Source organism: Aeromonas sp. s1(2024), assembly GCF_040908005.1.
Classification (GTDB): domain Bacteria; phylum Pseudomonadota; class Gammaproteobacteria; order Enterobacterales; family Aeromonadaceae; genus Aeromonas; species Aeromonas caviae.
This window is the reverse complement of sequence record NZ_JBFOCW010000033.1, coordinates 106,089-122,167: the sequence shown is the minus strand read 5'-3', so window position 1 is coordinate 122,167 and position 16,079 is coordinate 106,089. Positions and strand designations below refer to the sequence as shown.

At 62.7% G+C, this 16,079-nt stretch carries 12 protein-coding genes, 1 tRNA gene and 1 rRNA gene; 10 read left to right on the top strand and 4 right to left on the bottom strand.

The window, feature by feature from the left end:
- Positions 1-106 precede the first annotated feature (106 nt).
- From AB5Y70_RS08495 to AB5Y70_RS08455, 9 genes are all read left to right on the top strand, one after another.
- A tRNA-Thr gene (locus tag AB5Y70_RS08495) sits at positions 107-182 on the top strand.
- Positions 183-204: 22 nt separating this feature from the next.
- Positions 205-319 (top strand): 5S ribosomal RNA (gene rrf / locus AB5Y70_RS08490).
- Positions 320-483: 164 nt separating this feature from the next.
- Positions 484-1,449, top strand: coding sequence for a transcriptional regulator EbgR (gene ebgR, locus AB5Y70_RS08485; RefSeq protein ID WP_049637047.1), 966 nt, complete (start codon positions 484-486; stop codon positions 1,447-1,449).
- A 321-nt stretch (positions 1,450-1,770) separates the two neighbouring features.
- The gene (gene ebgA / locus AB5Y70_RS08480) at positions 1,771-4,857 is read left to right on the top strand and encodes a beta-galactosidase subunit alpha (RefSeq protein WP_049637046.1); all 3,087 of its coding nucleotides are present in this window, start codon (positions 1,771-1,773) and stop codon (positions 4,855-4,857) included.
- Positions 4,854-5,309, top strand: coding sequence for a beta-galactosidase subunit beta (locus AB5Y70_RS08475; protein ID WP_049637045.1), 456 nt, complete (start codon positions 4,854-4,856; stop codon positions 5,307-5,309). The genes ebgA and AB5Y70_RS08475 overlap by 4 nt, the downstream gene beginning before the upstream one ends.
- 101 nt (positions 5,310-5,410) lie before the next feature.
- Positions 5,411-6,856: an amino acid permease gene (locus AB5Y70_RS08470; RefSeq protein ID WP_049637044.1), complete on the top strand. Its 1,446-nt coding sequence runs from the start codon at positions 5,411-5,413 to the stop codon at positions 6,854-6,856.
- A gap of 62 nt (positions 6,857-6,918) precedes the next feature.
- Entirely contained in the window at positions 6,919-7,257 is a 339-nt protein-coding gene (locus AB5Y70_RS08465) for a tRNA-binding protein (RefSeq protein WP_026080427.1), read from the top strand.
- A gap of 166 nt (positions 7,258-7,423) precedes the next feature.
- A complete protein-coding gene (locus AB5Y70_RS08460) occupies positions 7,424-8,869 on the top strand; it encodes an amino acid permease (RefSeq protein ID WP_049637048.1) in 1,446 nt (481 codons plus the stop codon).
- A gap of 273 nt (positions 8,870-9,142) precedes the next feature.
- Positions 9,143-10,114, top strand: coding sequence for a bile acid:sodium symporter family protein (locus tag AB5Y70_RS08455; RefSeq protein WP_049637043.1), 972 nt, complete (start codon positions 9,143-9,145; stop codon positions 10,112-10,114).
- Between the two features lie 57 nt (positions 10,115-10,171).
- Here the strand turns inward: AB5Y70_RS08455 and ovoA are convergent, their stop codons facing one another.
- A complete protein-coding gene (gene ovoA / locus AB5Y70_RS08450) occupies positions 10,172-12,319 on the bottom strand; it encodes a 5-histidylcysteine sulfoxide synthase (protein WP_049637042.1) in 2,148 nt (715 codons plus the stop codon).
- Positions 12,320-12,617: 298 nt separating this feature from the next.
- On the opposite strand from ovoA, the gene AB5Y70_RS08445 reads away from it, so the two are divergent.
- A complete protein-coding gene (locus tag AB5Y70_RS08445) occupies positions 12,618-13,340 on the top strand; it encodes a DUF2807 domain-containing protein (protein ID WP_049637041.1) in 723 nt (240 codons plus the stop codon).
- Between the two features lie 72 nt (positions 13,341-13,412).
- Here the strand turns inward: AB5Y70_RS08445 and AB5Y70_RS08440 are convergent, their stop codons facing one another.
- From AB5Y70_RS08440 to AB5Y70_RS08430, 3 genes are all read right to left on the bottom strand, one after another.
- Entirely contained in the window at positions 13,413-13,919 is a 507-nt protein-coding gene (locus AB5Y70_RS08440; protein WP_042650299.1) for a DinB family protein, read from the bottom strand.
- A gap of 63 nt (positions 13,920-13,982) precedes the next feature.
- Positions 13,983-14,831 (bottom strand): S-formylglutathione hydrolase, encoded by an 849-nt coding sequence (gene fghA, locus AB5Y70_RS08435; protein WP_039039543.1) that lies wholly within the window; start codon positions 14,829-14,831, stop codon positions 13,983-13,985.
- Positions 14,832-14,879: 48 nt separating this feature from the next.
- Entirely contained in the window at positions 14,880-16,007 is a 1,128-nt protein-coding gene (locus AB5Y70_RS08430; RefSeq protein ID WP_010672469.1) for an S-(hydroxymethyl)glutathione dehydrogenase/class III alcohol dehydrogenase, read from the bottom strand.
- Positions 16,008-16,079: the final 72 nt, after the last annotated feature.

Genomic DNA, 16,079 nt, shown 5'->3' with positions numbered 1-16,079 from the left:
ACGCTGTAGCGCCGATGGTAGTGTGGCATTCGCCATGCGAGAGTAGGACACTGCCAGGCACCCAATTTTAGATTACGCATTGAGCGTGGTCTTTACCGGTTAGTGTGCTGATATGGCTCAGTCGGTAGAGCGCATCCTTGGTAAGGATGAGGTCCCCAGTTCGATTCTGGGTATCAGCACCATTTTCAAGCAGTACAGCTTTTGCCTGACGGCAATAGCGCCGTGGAACCACCTGATCCCATGCCGAACTCAGAAGTGAAACGCGGTAGCGCCGATGGTAGTGTGGCATTCGCCATGCGAGAGTAGGACACTGTCAGGCACCTATTCAGAAGAGGCCTCCCATGCGGGAGGCCTTTTTGCATTTCTGTCCTCCCGCCGCAATTCCCTGCTTCTATTTCAGTAAAAATGCTGGGCTATCAAGGGATTGCTCGTTACTCTTTAGCCGTTGCCCGATGAACACGTGATGCTGCCTGCGAGGTATTGATGGCTACGTTGAAGGAAATTGCACAGGAGGCGGGGGTATCGCTTGCTACCGTATCCCGTGTGCTGAACGAGGATCCCAACCTGAGCGTCAAGGACGAGACCAGGCAGAAGATCTTCGAGATTGCCGAGCGGCTGGAGTACAAGACCAGCAGCGCCCGCAAAGGGGTGCACAAGAGCAAGCTGCAGCTCCTGGCTGTCTACGCCTATCCCCAGAGCACCGAGGTCAACGATCCCTATTACCTCGCCATCCGCTACGGCATCGAGACCCAGTGCACCCGCCTCAACATCGAGCTGGCCCACTGCTACAACGGTGCCGAGGGGCGTGAGCTCTCTGCCGTCGATGGCATCCTGGTCATCGGCCATCTGCCGGAAGAACGGCTGGCCGTGCTGCGCGGCCTGTCTGCCCAGCTGGTGTTCGTGGATTGCCGCTCTCAGGGGGATTTTGACTCGATTGACGTTGATTTGGCACTCATCAGCCAGCAGGTAGTGGACTTCTTCATCGCCGAGGGCCATCAGCGCATCGGCTATATCGGTGGCCAGGATGATGGCCCGGATCTGCGGGAACTGGCTTTCCGGGATTATGGCCAGCGGCTTGGCGTGGTACAGGAGAGCGACCTCTATCGCGGAGACTTCTCCAGCGCTTCCGGCTACAAGCTGGCGAAGGAGATGCTGGCCGGTGACTGGCCCAGGGCGCTGTTTGTCGCCTCCGACTCCATCGCCATCGGTGTGCTGCGTGCCATCCACGAGAAGGGACTGGCGATTCCCCAGCAGATCGAGCTTATCAGCGTCAACGATATTCCGACTGCCAAGTTCACCTTCCCGCCGCTCTCAACGGTGCGGATCCACTCCGAGTTGATGGGCTCCCAGGGGGTCAATTTGCTGGTCGAACGGCTGCGTGACGAGCGTGATATTCCACTCCGGGTGCTGGTACCGAGCAAGTTGACCCTGCGTGGCACCACGCGCTGATTTTAGTAAAATACCCTGCATTTTAGTCGCACCATCTTGCAGTGGTGCGACACTCCTCCCAAGTACACTGCTTTGCCATATCATCCAATGACGTCACATCACATTGTTTTATAGTTGATTTTACTGTTATTCAGCCAGCTATCATCAACATCCATGCCACTCATCTATACCTTGCCCTCCTTTGTCTCCCGCTTCTGATCTCGCTCACAAAACCATCCGCTCACTGTGATCAGGTTAAAACTTTACCTATTCAAAACTGATATTTAGTAAATATTTATCTAGAGTTTACCCAGTTAACGTTGCCTTGTTCCGGGAGGACATGTGAATAACTGGGAAAACGTCCAATTCATTGGTGAAAACAGGCTGGCTCCGCGCGCCTACTTCTTCTCTTATGCCGATCACGGGCTGGCGGCCACCATGCAGCGCGAGCTGAGCCGCCGTTTTCTGAGCCTGAGCGGCCAGTGGCAGTTCCACTACTTCGACCATCCTCTGCAGGTGCCGGAGGCCTTCTATCACAGCCCCATGAACGAGTGGGGCCAGATCACCGTGCCCAACATGTGGCAGATGGAAGGGCATGGCAATCTGCAGTACACCGACGAAGGTTTTCCTTTCCCCATCGATGTGCCCTTCGTGCCGACCAACAACCCCACCGGCGCCTATCAGCGCAGCTTCACGCTGAGCCCGGCCTGGGACGGCGAGCAGGTGATCATCAAGTTTGACGGGGTGGAGACCTACTTCGAGGTCTATGTAAACGGCCACTATGTCGGCTTCAGCAAGGGGAGCCGCCTCACCGCCGAGTTCGATATCAGCGCCTACGCCAAGGTTGGCGAAAACCTGCTGTCAGTGCGGGTGATGCAGTGGGCCGACTCCACCTATATCGAAGATCAGGACATGTGGTGGATGGCGGGGATTTTCCGCGACGTCTACCTGGTGGGCAAACCGGCCGCCCATGTGCAGGACTTCTTTATCCGCACCGCGCTGGCCGATGGCAATCAGATTGCCGGCCAGAGCGCCACCCTGAGCTGCGATATCCAGCTGGAAAATCTTGGTGCGCCAGCCCGTGATCACCGTCTGGTCTGGTCGCTGCTGGATCAGGGCAGCGAGATCGCCAGCGGCTCGCTCGACCATCTCGCCATCGACGGCAAGTGTGATTGCCGTTTCACGCTGGATCTGGCCAACCCCCATCTGTGGAGTGCCGAAGACCCTTACCTCTACCAGCTGCAACTCTCCCTCTACAACGGTCAGGGCGAGCTGCTGGAAGTGATCCCGCAGCGGGTCGGGGTGCGTGAAATCACCGTCAAGGATGGCCTCTTCTACGTCAACGGCCACTACCTCAAGCTGCACGGGGTGAACCGCCACGACAACGACCACCTCAAGAGCCGTGCGGTCGGCATGGATCGGGTGGAGCGCGATATCGTGCTGATGAAGCAGCACAACCTCAACTCGGTGCGCACCGCTCACTACCCGAACGACCCGCGTTTCTACGAGCTGTGCGACCAGTACGGCCTGTTCGTGATGGCAGAGACCGATGTGGAGACCCACGGTTTTGCCAACGTCGGCGATCTCAGCCGCATCACTGACGATCCCTTCTGGGAGCCGGTGTTCGTGGATCGCATCGAGCGCCACGTGCACGCCCAGAAGAACCACCCCTCCATCATCATCTGGTCGCTCGGCAACGAGTCCGGCTACGGCTGCAACATCAGAGCCATGTACCAGCGCTGCAAGGGGATCGACCCGACCCGGCTGGTGCACTACGAAGAGGATCGCGATGCCGAGGTGGTGGATGTGGTGAGTACCATGTACTCCCGCGTCTCCCAGATGAACTGCTTCGGCGAGTTCCCGATGGCCAAGCCGCGTATCCTCTGCGAATACGCCCACGCCATGGGCAACGGCCCGGGTGGCCTGAGCGAATACCAGCAGGTGTTTGACCGCCATCCCCACATTCAGGGCCACTATATCTGGGAGTGGTGCGATCACGGCATTCTGGATCAGGACGAGCAGGGCCGCCCGGTCTACAAGTACGGCGGCGACTACGGCGACTACCCCAACAACTACAACTTCTGCATGGATGGCCTCATCTATCCGGATCAGACCCCGGGGCCGGGGCTGCGCGAATACAAGCAGGTGATCTGCCCGGTCAAGGTGCGCGCCCTGGATCTGGCGAGCGGCAAGCTGGCGGTGGAAAACCGCTACTGGTTCTCCACTCTCGACGACATCCGCCTGCTGGTCGAAGTGAAGGCCGAGGGCGAACTGCTGGCCAGCCAGCAAATCCGGCTGGAAGGGGTGGCCCCCGGTGCCACCACCGAGTTGCAGCTCGAACTGCCATCCCTCGATGGGCGGGAAACCTTCGTCCAGCTGCGGGTCATCAAGGCCAGTGCGACCCGCTACAGCGCGGCGGAGCACGAGCTGGGCCAGTACCAGTTCCAGCTGAAGGTATCGACTCGCCAGCTGCAGCCCTTTGCCAATCCCAACGCCACCCCGTTGCATATTGCCGATGAGCGCCTCACGCTGACCTTGAGCGGCAGCGGCTTTGCCCTGCGCTTCTCGCGCCTCGACGGCAAGCTGGTGAGTTGGCAGCAGGATGGTATCGAGCTCATCGAGCGAGCCCCGCGCCTCACTTTCTTCAAGCCGATGATCGACAACCACAAGCAGGAGTACGAGAGCCTGTGGCACCCGAACCACCTGCAGATCATGCAGGAGCACTTCCGCACCTTAAGCTGGCGCCAGCTGGGTGAGGCGGTCGAGGTAACGGTGGAGAGTCTGATCGCACCGCCGGTGTTCGACTTTGGCATGCGCTGCCGCTACGTCTATACCCTGAGCCGGAACGGTCAGCTGCACGTGGCTCTGTCCGGCCAGCCCTACGGCGGCTATGACGACATCATCCCCAAGATCGGCTTCGAGCTGGGCATTCGTCAGGATCTCGACCGGGTGCACTACTACGGTATGGGGCCGGGCGAGAACTATCAGGACAGCCGCCAGAGCAACTGGATCGACAGCTTCCAGAGCACAGTCAGCGAGATGTGGGAGCACTACCCCTTCCCGCAGGACAACGGCAACCGCCAGCAGGTGCGCTGGGCGACCCTGACCAACCGTCACGGCGCCGGTCTCTACGTGCGGCCTGATGCCCCCATCAACCTGAGCGTCTGGCCCTACAGCTGGGAGCACATCCATGCGGCGCAACACATCAACGAGCTGGAACCGAGTGGCTATCTCACTCTCAACCTGGATTACAGGGTGGTGGGGCTCGGCTCCAACTCCTGGGGCTCCGAGGTGCTGGACTCCTGGCGGGTGCGCTTCGAGCCGTTCAGCTTCGGCCTGACCCTGCTGCCCATCTCCCGTGGCAACCTCAATCCGGCTGCGCTGGCCGGGCTCGATCTCACCATCAACGGCGGGAGGAACCTCGCATGATCACCCTGGACAACCTGACCCTGTTCAAAAACATCTACCGGGAGGGCAAGAAGTGGGGCCGCTGCGTGGAGGCCATCAACAACCTGCCGAACCTCAAGCCCGGCATCTGTCACTCCATCGGTGACTCCCTCACCTACCGCTTGCAGGAGGGGGCCAGCCCGGCCACCTCGTTGTTCGAGGGGCAGCGCCGCTACTTCGACGTTCACTACTACCTGGAAGGGGAAGAGACGGTGGAGTGGGCCCCCAAGTCGGAGCTGGGGGTCGAGCAGGCCTATGACGACACCACGGACCGCGAGTGGCTGGCCGGTGAGGTGCGCGAGCGCCAGCAAGTCGGCAACGGTCAGGTGGTGATCTTCGAGAACGACGAGGCTTACCGGTTCGCAGGCGACAGCCCGGTGCGCAAGCTGATCATCAAGGTCACCGTCGAAGGCGGCTACTTCAAAAACAAATAACAAGCCGCCGGTTCTGCACTGACAAAGCCGGAAGGGCGGGGCTCACCCTACACATCATGCCCCGCTCTTTCGCGAGATAACTACAGGTCTGGAGATGTACCATGTCTGATTCCAAACGCAATACGATAGGCAAGTTTGGTCTGCTGTCGCTCACCTTCGCGGCGGTATTCAGCTTCAACAACGTCATCAACAACAACATCGAAATCGGTCTGGCCTCGGCCCCGATGTTCTTTCTGGCCACCATTTTCTACTTCATTCCGTTCTGCCTGATCATTGCGGAGTTCGTGTCACTGAACAAAAACTCCGAAGCGGGGGTGTATGCCTGGGTGAAGAGCTCCCTCGGCGGTCGCTGGGCCTTTATCTCCGCCTACACCTACTGGTTCGTGAACCTCTTCTTCTTTACCTCGCTGCTGCCACGGGTCATCGCCTACGCCTCCTATGCCTTCCTCGGCTACGAGTACATTCTCACCCCGGTGGCGACCACGGCATTGAGCATGGTGCTGTTTGCCTTTGCCACCTACGTCTCCACCAACGGCGCCAAGATGCTCGGCCCCATCACCTCGGTGACCTCGTCCCTGATGCTGCTGCTGACCCTCTCCTACATTCTGCTGGCAGGTGCGGCACTGGTGGGCGGCGTACAGCCAGCCGACCCCATCACGGTAGAGGCCATGGTCCCCGATTTCAGCTGGGCCTTCCTCGGCATCACCACCTGGATCTTTATGGCGGCCGGTGGCGCCGAGTCGGTGGCGGTCTACGTCAATGACGTGAAAGGGGGCTCCAAGTCTTTCGTGAAGGTGATCATCGTCGCCGGGATCTTTATCGGGGTGCTCTACTCCATCGCATCGCTGTTGATCAACGTGTTCGTCCACAGCGACACCCTGAAATATACCGGCGGCTCGGTGCAGGTGTTTGAAGGGCTGGCGGCCTACTTCGGCCTGCCGGAGATCCTGATGAACCGCTTCGTCGGTCTGGTCTCCTTCACCGCCATGTTCGGCTCCCTGCTGATGTGGACGGCGACCCCGGTGAAGATCTTCTTCTCCGAAATCCCGGCCGGCATCTTCGGCAAGAAGACGGTCGAGCTGAACGAGAACGGCGTGCCCGCCCGCGCAGCCTGGATCCAGTACCTCATCGTGCTGCCGCTGATGGTGATCCCGACTCTGGGCTCCAACACCGCTCAGGATCTGATGAACACCGTCATCAACATGACCGCTGCCGCTTCCATGCTGCCGCCGCTGTTCATCATGCTGGCCTACCTCAATCTGCGCCTGAAGCTCGACCACCTGCCGAGGGATTTCAAGATGGGCTCGCGCTCCACCGGCATCGCCGTGGTATCGGTGCTGATCGTCCTCTTCTCGGTGGGTTTCCTCGCCTCCACCTTCCCGACCGGCGCCGACATCATGACCATCGTCTTCTACAACGTCGGCGGGATCGTGATCTTCCTCGGCTTCGCCTGGTGGAAATACAACCGATACGAGGCCTCCCTCAGCGCCGAAGCGCGCGCGAAAGAGGCCGAGCCAGCGGCGCAGGTCGTCATCCAGCCGTCATGACCCCATCAAACCGGGTGGCCGTTGGCCACCCGCAAACCGTTGAACCAGAAAAGGAAAAGAGCATGAGCGAGACGATCGAGTTTGCCGAATTCAAAAGGGTCGAGATGAAGGTGGGCAAGGTGCTGGAGGTGGTGCGTCACCCCGGGGCCGACAAACTCTACATCGTCCAGATCGACGTGGGTGGCGAGCGGCCGCTGCAGACCGTCACCAGTCTGGTGCCTTACTACAGCGAAGAGGAGCTGATGGGCAGCGAGGTGGTGGTACTGACCAACTTGAAACCCACCAGGATGCGCGGCGAGCGTTCCGAGTGCATGTTGCTGTGCGCCGAGACCCCGGACGAGAGCCAGAGCGTGCTGTTGCAACCGCGGGTGCCGATGGCGCCGGGCACCCCCATCGTCTGACGGGTATTGCGAGCCGGTGCGGGAGACGGCACCGGTTCACCAACGAGGTCGTCCACGCGGGCCGATCATAACAAGAGAGTAACGCGCGGGGCCGACAGACCCTTGCCGAACACATCACTGAGTCACAGCGCTCCCCGCAGGGAGCGCGAGTCCATTGGAGGACACCATGTCTGAATCCGTACGCGGCACCATAGGCAAGTTTGCCCTGTTGTCGATGACCTTTGCCGCCGTGTTCAACGTGCGCAACATCGTCAACAACAACATCGAGCTGGGGCTCAGCTCCGCCCCCATCTTCCTGCTGGCGACCATCGTCTACTTCATCCCGTTTGTCTTCATCATCGCCGAGTTCGTCTCGGCCAACAAAAACTCCGAGTCGGGGATGTACGACTGGCTGAAAAAACCGCTCGGCACCCGGATGGCCTATCTGGGCTCGTTTCTCTACTGGTTCGTGAACCTGTTCTGGTTCGTCTCCCTGCTGCCCAACGTCATCGCCTACGCCTCCTACGCCATGCTGGGCTATGAGTACAGCTTCTCGCCCATGGTCACCTCGGTCATCTCCATCGTGCTGTTTGCGGCGGCGACCCATATCTCCACCAAGGGGGCGAGCTGGCTCGGCAAGATTGCGGAGATCGTGGCCTACGGGGTGTTTGCCCTGTTCGCCATCTATGTGCTGGGTGCCCTGATGGCCCTCGGTGGCGATCATGTGCCGGCCCAGCCCATCACGCTGGAGGCGATGACTCCCACCGTCAACTGGGCGACCCTCGGCATCATGTGCTGGATCTTCCAGGCGGCGGGCGGTGCCGAGACAGCGGCGGCCTACCTCAATGACGTGAAGGGGGGCCAGAAGTCCTTCATCAAGGTGATCATCAGTGCGGGTATCGTCATCGGTGCCATGTATGCGGTCGGTTCCCTGTTGGTGAACGTGTTCGTACCGCGCGAGAGCCTCACCTATGCCGGCGGCATGGTGGAGATCTTCACCGGCATGGCGCAGTACTTCGGTCTCTCCGAGGCGCTGGTGGGCCGCTTTGTCGGCGTGGTGCTGTTCATCGCCATGTTCGGCTCCATGATGATGTGGACCTCGGCGCCGGTGAAGATCCACTTCTCCGAGATCCCGCAGGGGGTTTACGGCGAGAAGACCACCCAGCTCAACGAGCACGGGGTGCCGGTGCGCGCCGCCTGGTGGCAGTTTGTCTTCGTGTTCGCGATGCTGGTGGTCAACGGCTTCGGCTCGGAATCCGTGCAGCAGATGATGAACACCGCCATCAATCTCACCGCCGGGACTGCCATGTTGCCGCCGATCTTCATCATGGTGGCCTACTTCGTGTTCCGCTGGAAACATGACGACACCCCGCGCGAGTTTCGCATGGGATCGCGCACCTTCGGGATGGGGGTGGTGTCGGTGCTGATCGCCATCTTCGTGGTGAGCATGAGCGCCTCCGCCTTCCCGGCCGGGGTGGATCTGGTGCGCGCCTTCTTCATCAACGTCTTCATGACCGCGGTCTTCTCGGCGCTGGCCTACTGGTGGATCTCCCGCTTCGAGAAGCGTCAGGCCCGCAAGTCAGGTGGCAACGAGAAGAAAGCGGGCAGCGGCCCCTTGGCCAGCCAGCGCTGACCGGCATGTGGCAAACAGGAGACGGGCGACCAGGGTCGCCCGTTTTTTGTTGGCCGGATCCGGGGCCGGAGGGTCAAAATCGTTTAGTTTTGCTGTGAGAATGTGCATTATCGTTTAACAAAATGAAACAAATGAAGCTGCCGCTCAACTTTGCACCACAGGGTGTTCGGGGTAAGCTTGTCCCTTCGTATCCGGGGTCGCCGCCTGATGACGCCTTCCCCGTGCCCTGTCGTCCCCATCCCGTGCGGGACGCGCTTTCTCTGGAGACTCCCCGTGCGTCTGGATCCTTTTACCTCTGTGCTGATTGCCGTGGTGGCCCTGGCCTCCTTCTTCCCCTGTGAGGGGCAGGTGGCCGTCTGGTTCGGTCTGTTGACCAAGCTGGCGGTGGCGCTGCTGTTCTTCATGCACGGTGCCAAGCTGTCGCGCCAGAACTTGCTGGCGGGCCTCGGCCACTGGCGACTGCATCTGGTGGTGATGGCCAGCACCTTCGTGCTCTTCCCGCTGCTGGGGCTGCTGCTCACGCCCCTGGTGCCCCAGTGGCTGAGCCCGGCCATCTACCTCGGTTTCCTTTACCTGTGCGCCCTGCCCGCCACCGTGCAGTCGGCCATCGCCTTCACCTCCATGGCGGGGGGCAATGTGTCGGCGGCGGTGTGCAGCGCTTCGGCCTCCAGCATCCTCGGCATCTTCCTCTCGCCGGTGCTGGTGGGGCTGATGATCAATGTGCAGGGGGAGGGGGTCGATACCTGGCACTCCATTCAGGCCATCATGGTGCAGCTGATGTTGCCCTTCGTGGTGGGGCACCTGTCACGCCCCCTCATCGGTGGCTGGGTCGACAGCCACCGGCCGCTCATTGGCAAGCTGGACCAGAGCTCCATCCTGCTGGTGGTCTATGTGGCCTTCAGCGAGGCGGTGGTGCAGGGGATCTGGCACCAGGTCGGCTGGTATGATTTGGCCAGCATCGTGCTGCTGAGCTGCGTCTTGCTGGCGCTGGTGCTGGGGTGGAACGTCTGGATCAGCCGTCGCCTCGGTTTCAACAGGGCGGACGAGATCACCATCGTCTTCTGCGGCTCCAAGAAGAGCCTGGCCAACGGGGTGCCCATGGCCAACGTCATGTTCCCCGCCGCCAGCGTCGGGGTCATGGTGCTGCCGTTGATGATCTTCCACCAGATCCAGCTGATGGTGTGCGCCGTGCTGGCCCGCCGCTACCGCGAGCAGGAGGCCCTGCCCCAGGTTCAGGAGGGGTAAGCGGTCCGGATAAAGAAGAGGGAGGCCATGGGCCTCCCTCTTTCGTTTGCCGCGTCGTCAGCGTTTGCGCCAGACGGTGAGCTGGGCCACCGTGTGCTGGTACTTGCGGGCGGTCTCGCGGATGACGAAGGGGACGTCCCTCGGGGGCATGTGCTCCTCGAACTCCTCCGCCAGCAGCCGTTGCAGCGCCTGATAGGTGCCGAGGGCCTCGCCGTTTTCCCGGATGCCGCCGAGCCAGTTGGCCTTGGGGGTGTAGTCGGTCAGCCAGGTGTAGGGGCTGGTGAGCACCAGCAGGCCGCCGCTGCGAAGGCGCGGAGCAATGTCCCGCAGGAAGCGGGCGGGCTCCCGCAGCCGGTCGATGAGGTTGGAGGCGAGCACCAGGTCGTAGTCGCCGTACTTGGGCTTGAGGTTGCAGGCATCCCCCTGGCTGAAGTGGACCCGCTCGCTCTGCTCGCGACCGAGCTCGTGGCGGGAGAGGCGCGCCTCGCAATATTCCACCAGATCCCCTTCCACCGGCACCGCGTAGCGGAAGCTGTCCTGTCTTGCCAGGGTCAGGGCCACGTCGATGAAGCGGGCCGAGTAGTCCACCCCGTCCACGTGGGCGAAGCGGCGAGCCAGTTCGAAGCTGGCGCGGCCGGTGGCGCAGCCGATGTCGAGCGCCCGGTCATGGCGGCCGCACAGCTCGCTGGCAAGACCGGCCAGAGCCTCGGCGTAGTTGGCGACCCCGAAGTGGTTCGGACCGTACTGGAAGTCGAGATACTGGGCGACGAGCGTGTCGGTTTCATAAGGGTTCACGATGACGGGCTCCTGATGGCGTGAGACCAGGTAGCGGAAGCCCGCGTGCTGGAAGAAGTGGCGACGGAAGGCGTAGCGGGAGGACTTGAGTGCCTCGTTGCCGGTGCTGATCCAGCTCCCGCCCTTGATGAGGGTGTGCTTGCCGTCGAAGGTGGGGGTGGAGAAGTCGTCGTAGAGGGGATGCACCTTGAACCCCTCGAAGCCGTCGATGGCGGTGCTGGTCCACTGCCAGACGTTGCCCACCAGATCGAAGAAGCTGCCCTGGGGGCAGGCATCCACCGGGCAGGAGGAGGCGAAGCGGGCCAGGTTGATGTTGCCGGGGGCCTCCATCCAGTCCGGCTGATCGCCGGCCAGTTGTTCCCGTAGCAGCATCCACTCCCCCTCGCTCGGTAGCTGGACGGGCAGGCCGGTCTGATCCGCCTTCCAGCGGCAGAAGGCGGCGGCCTCCAACTGGTTCACCTCCACCGGCCAGTCCCAGGGCATGGGGACCTGCTCGGTCATCAGCCGCAGTTGCAACTGCTCGGGTTCGAGGGGGTCGCCGACCCAGAAGGTGGGCATGCGGGCGTTGGCATACTGGCGCCAGCCCCGGCCCTCGTCGTCCCACCAGGCGGGCGCTTCATATCCGCCCGCCTGCACGAAGGCCAGGTACTCGGCGTTGCTCACCAGCATACGGCTGGCCTGGAAGGGGGCCAGCTCGATGTGGCGCTCGCCATATTCGTTGTCCCAGCCGTAGGTGGCATCCTGCTTGCCGAGGCGCACCTGGCCGCCGGCCACCGGCAGCAGGGTGTTGACGGGGACGGCGGCGAGATCGTGGCGCGCCTCGGGGCAGACCGGCCACTGGGGCTGGCTGCGCACCCAGGCCAGGGGCAGCTGGCGGATCAGCACACTGGAGGTCTCGAGGTGGATGCGCTCGTGCTCTATCCCCATCAGGATGACCCAGGCCGGGCTCTGCCAATGGATGGGCAGCTCGATCGGCATTCGCTCGATGAACTCACACACCAGGGCGCGCACCCGGCCGCGGTAGTCACGCAGTTCGGCCACCGTGGGCCAGTCGTAGTGGGTTTCGTCCAGATCGTCCCAGCTCATCTCGTCCACCCCGATGGCGACCAGGGCCTCGATGCGTGGGTCGAGCCGACTCTCGATGAGACGGGCCGCCAGCAGCTTGTTGACGAAGAAGGCGGCGGTATGGCCGTAGTAGAAGATGAGCGGGTGGCGCAGGGGGATCGCCTTGTTGAACCAGGCCCGCTCGTCGGCCAGGCAGTCGAACAGCGAGTCGTAGAGATCGAAGGTCTGGCAGAAGTAGGCGAGCAGCTCGCGGCGCTTGTGGTCGGGATCGTCGCCGGTCAGCAGCGGGGTGCGGGTGGGGGCAGGCAGGCCCGGATGGACGAATGAGTGGCTGGCTTGGGTCACGCTCTGACTCCTTGTTGATTCTGGCGGGTGAAGCAGCGATGGAGTGCTCTATACGCACCAGGTATCACTATTGGCTCAACGAACCGGGGCGGCAACCAAAAAAATGGGTCAACACCCCCCTTCGGGTGTGGTCAGATTGACCAGATTGTGGTCTGAATGACTCTTTGTTATGGACCCTTCGAGCCTCGAAATATTGAAATGGATAGATAAATCATGATGTTAGCCATATGGCACAGGGTTTGCTGATTGCCACTCACCTGCCGCGCCGTGCGGCAAAGAGGAAACGAGGAGTAGCGGGATGAAATGGATGCTGGGAGTGGTGCTGGCCCTGGGACTGACCGGATGCAGCTGGCAGGATGACGTCAAGGTGCGCGGGGAGGGGGCCGTGGTGGAGCAGCAGCATCCCCTGGGGCGGGAGGTGACCCGGGTGCTGGCGGGCGTGCCCGCCAACCTGTACCTGGTGGCGGGAGAGAGCCACACCCTCAGGGTCAAGGGGGAGGCCAACCTGCTGCCCTATCTGGTGCTCACCGAGAAGGGGGAGAAGCTGGAGATCGAGGTCAAGGATGGCTACCGGCTCGACCCCACCCAGCCGCTGGAGATCACCATCACCCTGCCGACGCTGCACGAGTTGGCACTGGCGGGAGTTGGCAACGGCACCTTGCGCGACTTCAAGGGGGATGATCTGGTGCTCTCCCTGGCGGGCACGGGGGACATCGTCGCCAGCGGGCTGACGCTGGATCGGCTGGAGGGCAACATCGCCGGGCTGGGCAACCTGGATCTGGGGCAGGGCTCCGCCCGGGTGATGGCGCTGAACATCGCCGGCGCCGGTGGTGTCAAGGGAGCCGGGCTCGCCAGCGAGGAGGTCGAGGTGAGCATCGCCGGCAGTGGCGAGGTCGAGGTGCGGGCCCGGTCGCGGCTCAAGATAGAGATCGCCGGTGCCGGAGCGGTCAACTACTGGGGCAGCCCAGCGCTGACCAGCGAGATCGCGGGCTCGGGCCAGGTGAGCCGGTTGGGGAGCTGATCCCATCATCGCAACAATGAAAAAGGCCCCTCGGGGCCTTTTTTGCAGGATGCGACACTGTTGGGCGACGCTTCACTCGAGGGGGAGTGCGAGGCCCAGATCGGCGTTCAGGCGCATCAGCAGCCACTGCATGCCGGCGAGGTGCTGGTGGTCATGGCTGACGAGCAGGCGCACCAGACCGTCTAGGGTCACCTCCCCATAGCCGCCATAGCGGGCGCGGCGCTGCCAGGCGTCGGACGGCACCGTCTTCAACCATTCGACGGTCTGCAGGCGGGCGGTACGAAAGCGGTCGAGCTGCGTGGCGGTATCCTGTCGGGGGTAATCATGGTCCAGCGCCAGCTGATAGCCATCGAGGGAGGCGAGCTCCGGCAGGCTTTCTGCCAGGGTGCGACGAAACCGCACCTGATAGCCCAGCACCTCGATGTCCAGCAGGTGGCAGAGGTGCCCCCTAGCACTGAAACGCTCGGAGGGGATCCCGGCCCAGTTGGCGGGTTCCCAGTCCAGGTGGTCGGTGGGGACCTGTGCCAGCAGCCGCTCGAACTGATCCGGCATGGCCAGCAATGTGGTGAAGAGAGGCATCCTTGTCTCCTGTTTCCGGGTGAATGGCCGCCCGCTGACGGGGCGGCCACGAGCGGGTCAGCCTCAGGCCGGTTCGCCCAGGTGGTTGGCGTGAAAGCGCAGGTGCGCCTCGATGAAGCTCGCCACGAAGTAATAGCTGTGGTCGTAGCCGGCATGGCGGTTGAGCGTCAGGGGCCACGCCCGGGTGGCGGCCACTTCGGCCAGGGTGTCGATGCCGAGCTGCTCCGCCAGGAAGGGGTCGTCCAGCCCCACGTCCACCAGGGTCGGCAGGGGCGGGCTGTCGTGGTGGCGCAGCAGCTGGCAGGCATCCCACTCCTGCCACAGCAGGGGGTTGTTGCCGAGGTAGGCGCCGAGGGCCTTCTGGCCCCAGGGGCAGCGGCTCGGGTGGCTGATGGGGCTGAAGGCCGACACCGAGCGGTAGCGACCCGGCTCGCGCAGGGCGGCGATGAGGGCGCCGTGGCCCCCCATGGAGTGGCCGCTGATGGCGCGCTTCGTCGAGACCGGGAAGTGGGTCTCGATGAGCTCGGGCAGCTCCCGGGTGACGTAATCGTACATCTGGTAGTGATCCCGCCAGGGGGTCTGGGTGGCGTTGACGTAGAACCCCGCCCCCATGCCGAGGTCATAGCCGGGATCGTCCGCCACCCCTTCACCGCGGGGGCTGGTGTCCGGCGCTACCAGAGCGATGCCGAGCTCGGCGGCGATGCGCTGGGCCCCGGCTTTTTGCATGAAGTTCTCGTCGGTGCAGGTGAGACCGGAGAGCCAGTAGAGCACCGGCACTTTCTGGCCGGTGAGGGCCTGGGGCGGCAGGTAGATGGCGAAGCGCATCTCGCACCCCAGCACATTGGAGCGGTGGCGATACTGCTTGTGCCAGCCGCCGAAGCTCTTGTTGCTGCTGATGATGTCCAGATTCATGTAAGGACTCCTTGCCCCGCCCATGCGATGGGCGGGGCGCTCATGGGATCAGTAGTGGATGACGGTGCGGATGCTCTTGCCTTCGTGCATCAGATCGAACGCCTCGTTGATCTGCTCGAGGGGCATGGTGTGGGTGATGAAGTCGTCCAGCTTGAACTCACCCTGCATGTAGCGCTGCACATAGCTCGGCAGCTCGCTGCGACCGCGCACGCCGCCGAAGGCGCTGCCGCGCCACACCCGGCCGGTGACCAGCTGGAACGGACGGGTGCTGATCTCCTGGCCCGCACCGGCCACGCCGATGATGACGGATTCGCCCCAGCCCTTGTGGCAGCACTCCAGCGCCGCGCGCATCACCTTGACGTTGCCGATGCACTCGAAGGAGAAGTCGACGCCGCCGTCGGTCATCTCGACGATCACCTCCTGAATGGGCTTGTCGAACGTGTTCGGGTTGATGCAGTCGGTGGCGCCCAGCTTGCGGGCCAGCTCGAATTTGCTCTCGTTGATGTCGATGGCGATGATGCGGCCGGCCTTGGCCAGGCGCGCGCCTATGATGGCGGAGAGGCCGATGCCCCCCAGCCCGAAGATGGCGACGCTCTCACCCTCTTTCACCTTGGCGGTGTTCATCACGGCGCCGATGCCGGTGGTGACGCCGCAGCCCAGCAGGCAGACCTCTTCCAGGGGGGCGGCCGGATCCACCTTGGCGATGGAGATCTCGGGCAGCACCGTGTATTCGCTGAAGGTGGAGGTGCCCATGTAGTGGTAGATGGGCTGGCCGTCCTTGGAGAAGCGGGTGGTGCCGTCCGGCATCAGCCCCTTGCCCTGGGTGGCGCGGATCTTCTGGCACAGGTTGGTCTTGCCGGATTTGCAGAACTTGCACTCGCCGCACTCGGGGGTGTAGAGCGGGATCACGTGATCGCCGACCTTGACGCTGGTGACGCCCTCGCCGACGGACTCGACGATACCGCCCCCTTCATGGCCCAGGATGCAGGGGAAGACCCCTTCCGGATCTTCACCGGAGAGGGTGAAGGCATCGGTGTGGCAGACGCCGGTCGCGACGATGCGCACCCGCACCTCGCCGGCCTGGGGCGGCATGACCTCGACCTCTTCGATGGAGAGGGGCTGACCCGGTCCCCAGGCGATGGCGGCTTTACACTTGATGCTCTGAACCTGTGCCATGAATGACGTCCTCGTAGTGGTTGGATGAACGGAAATGAGTTCGGAGATCCAGTGTAGTTTCCCGCCGATTTG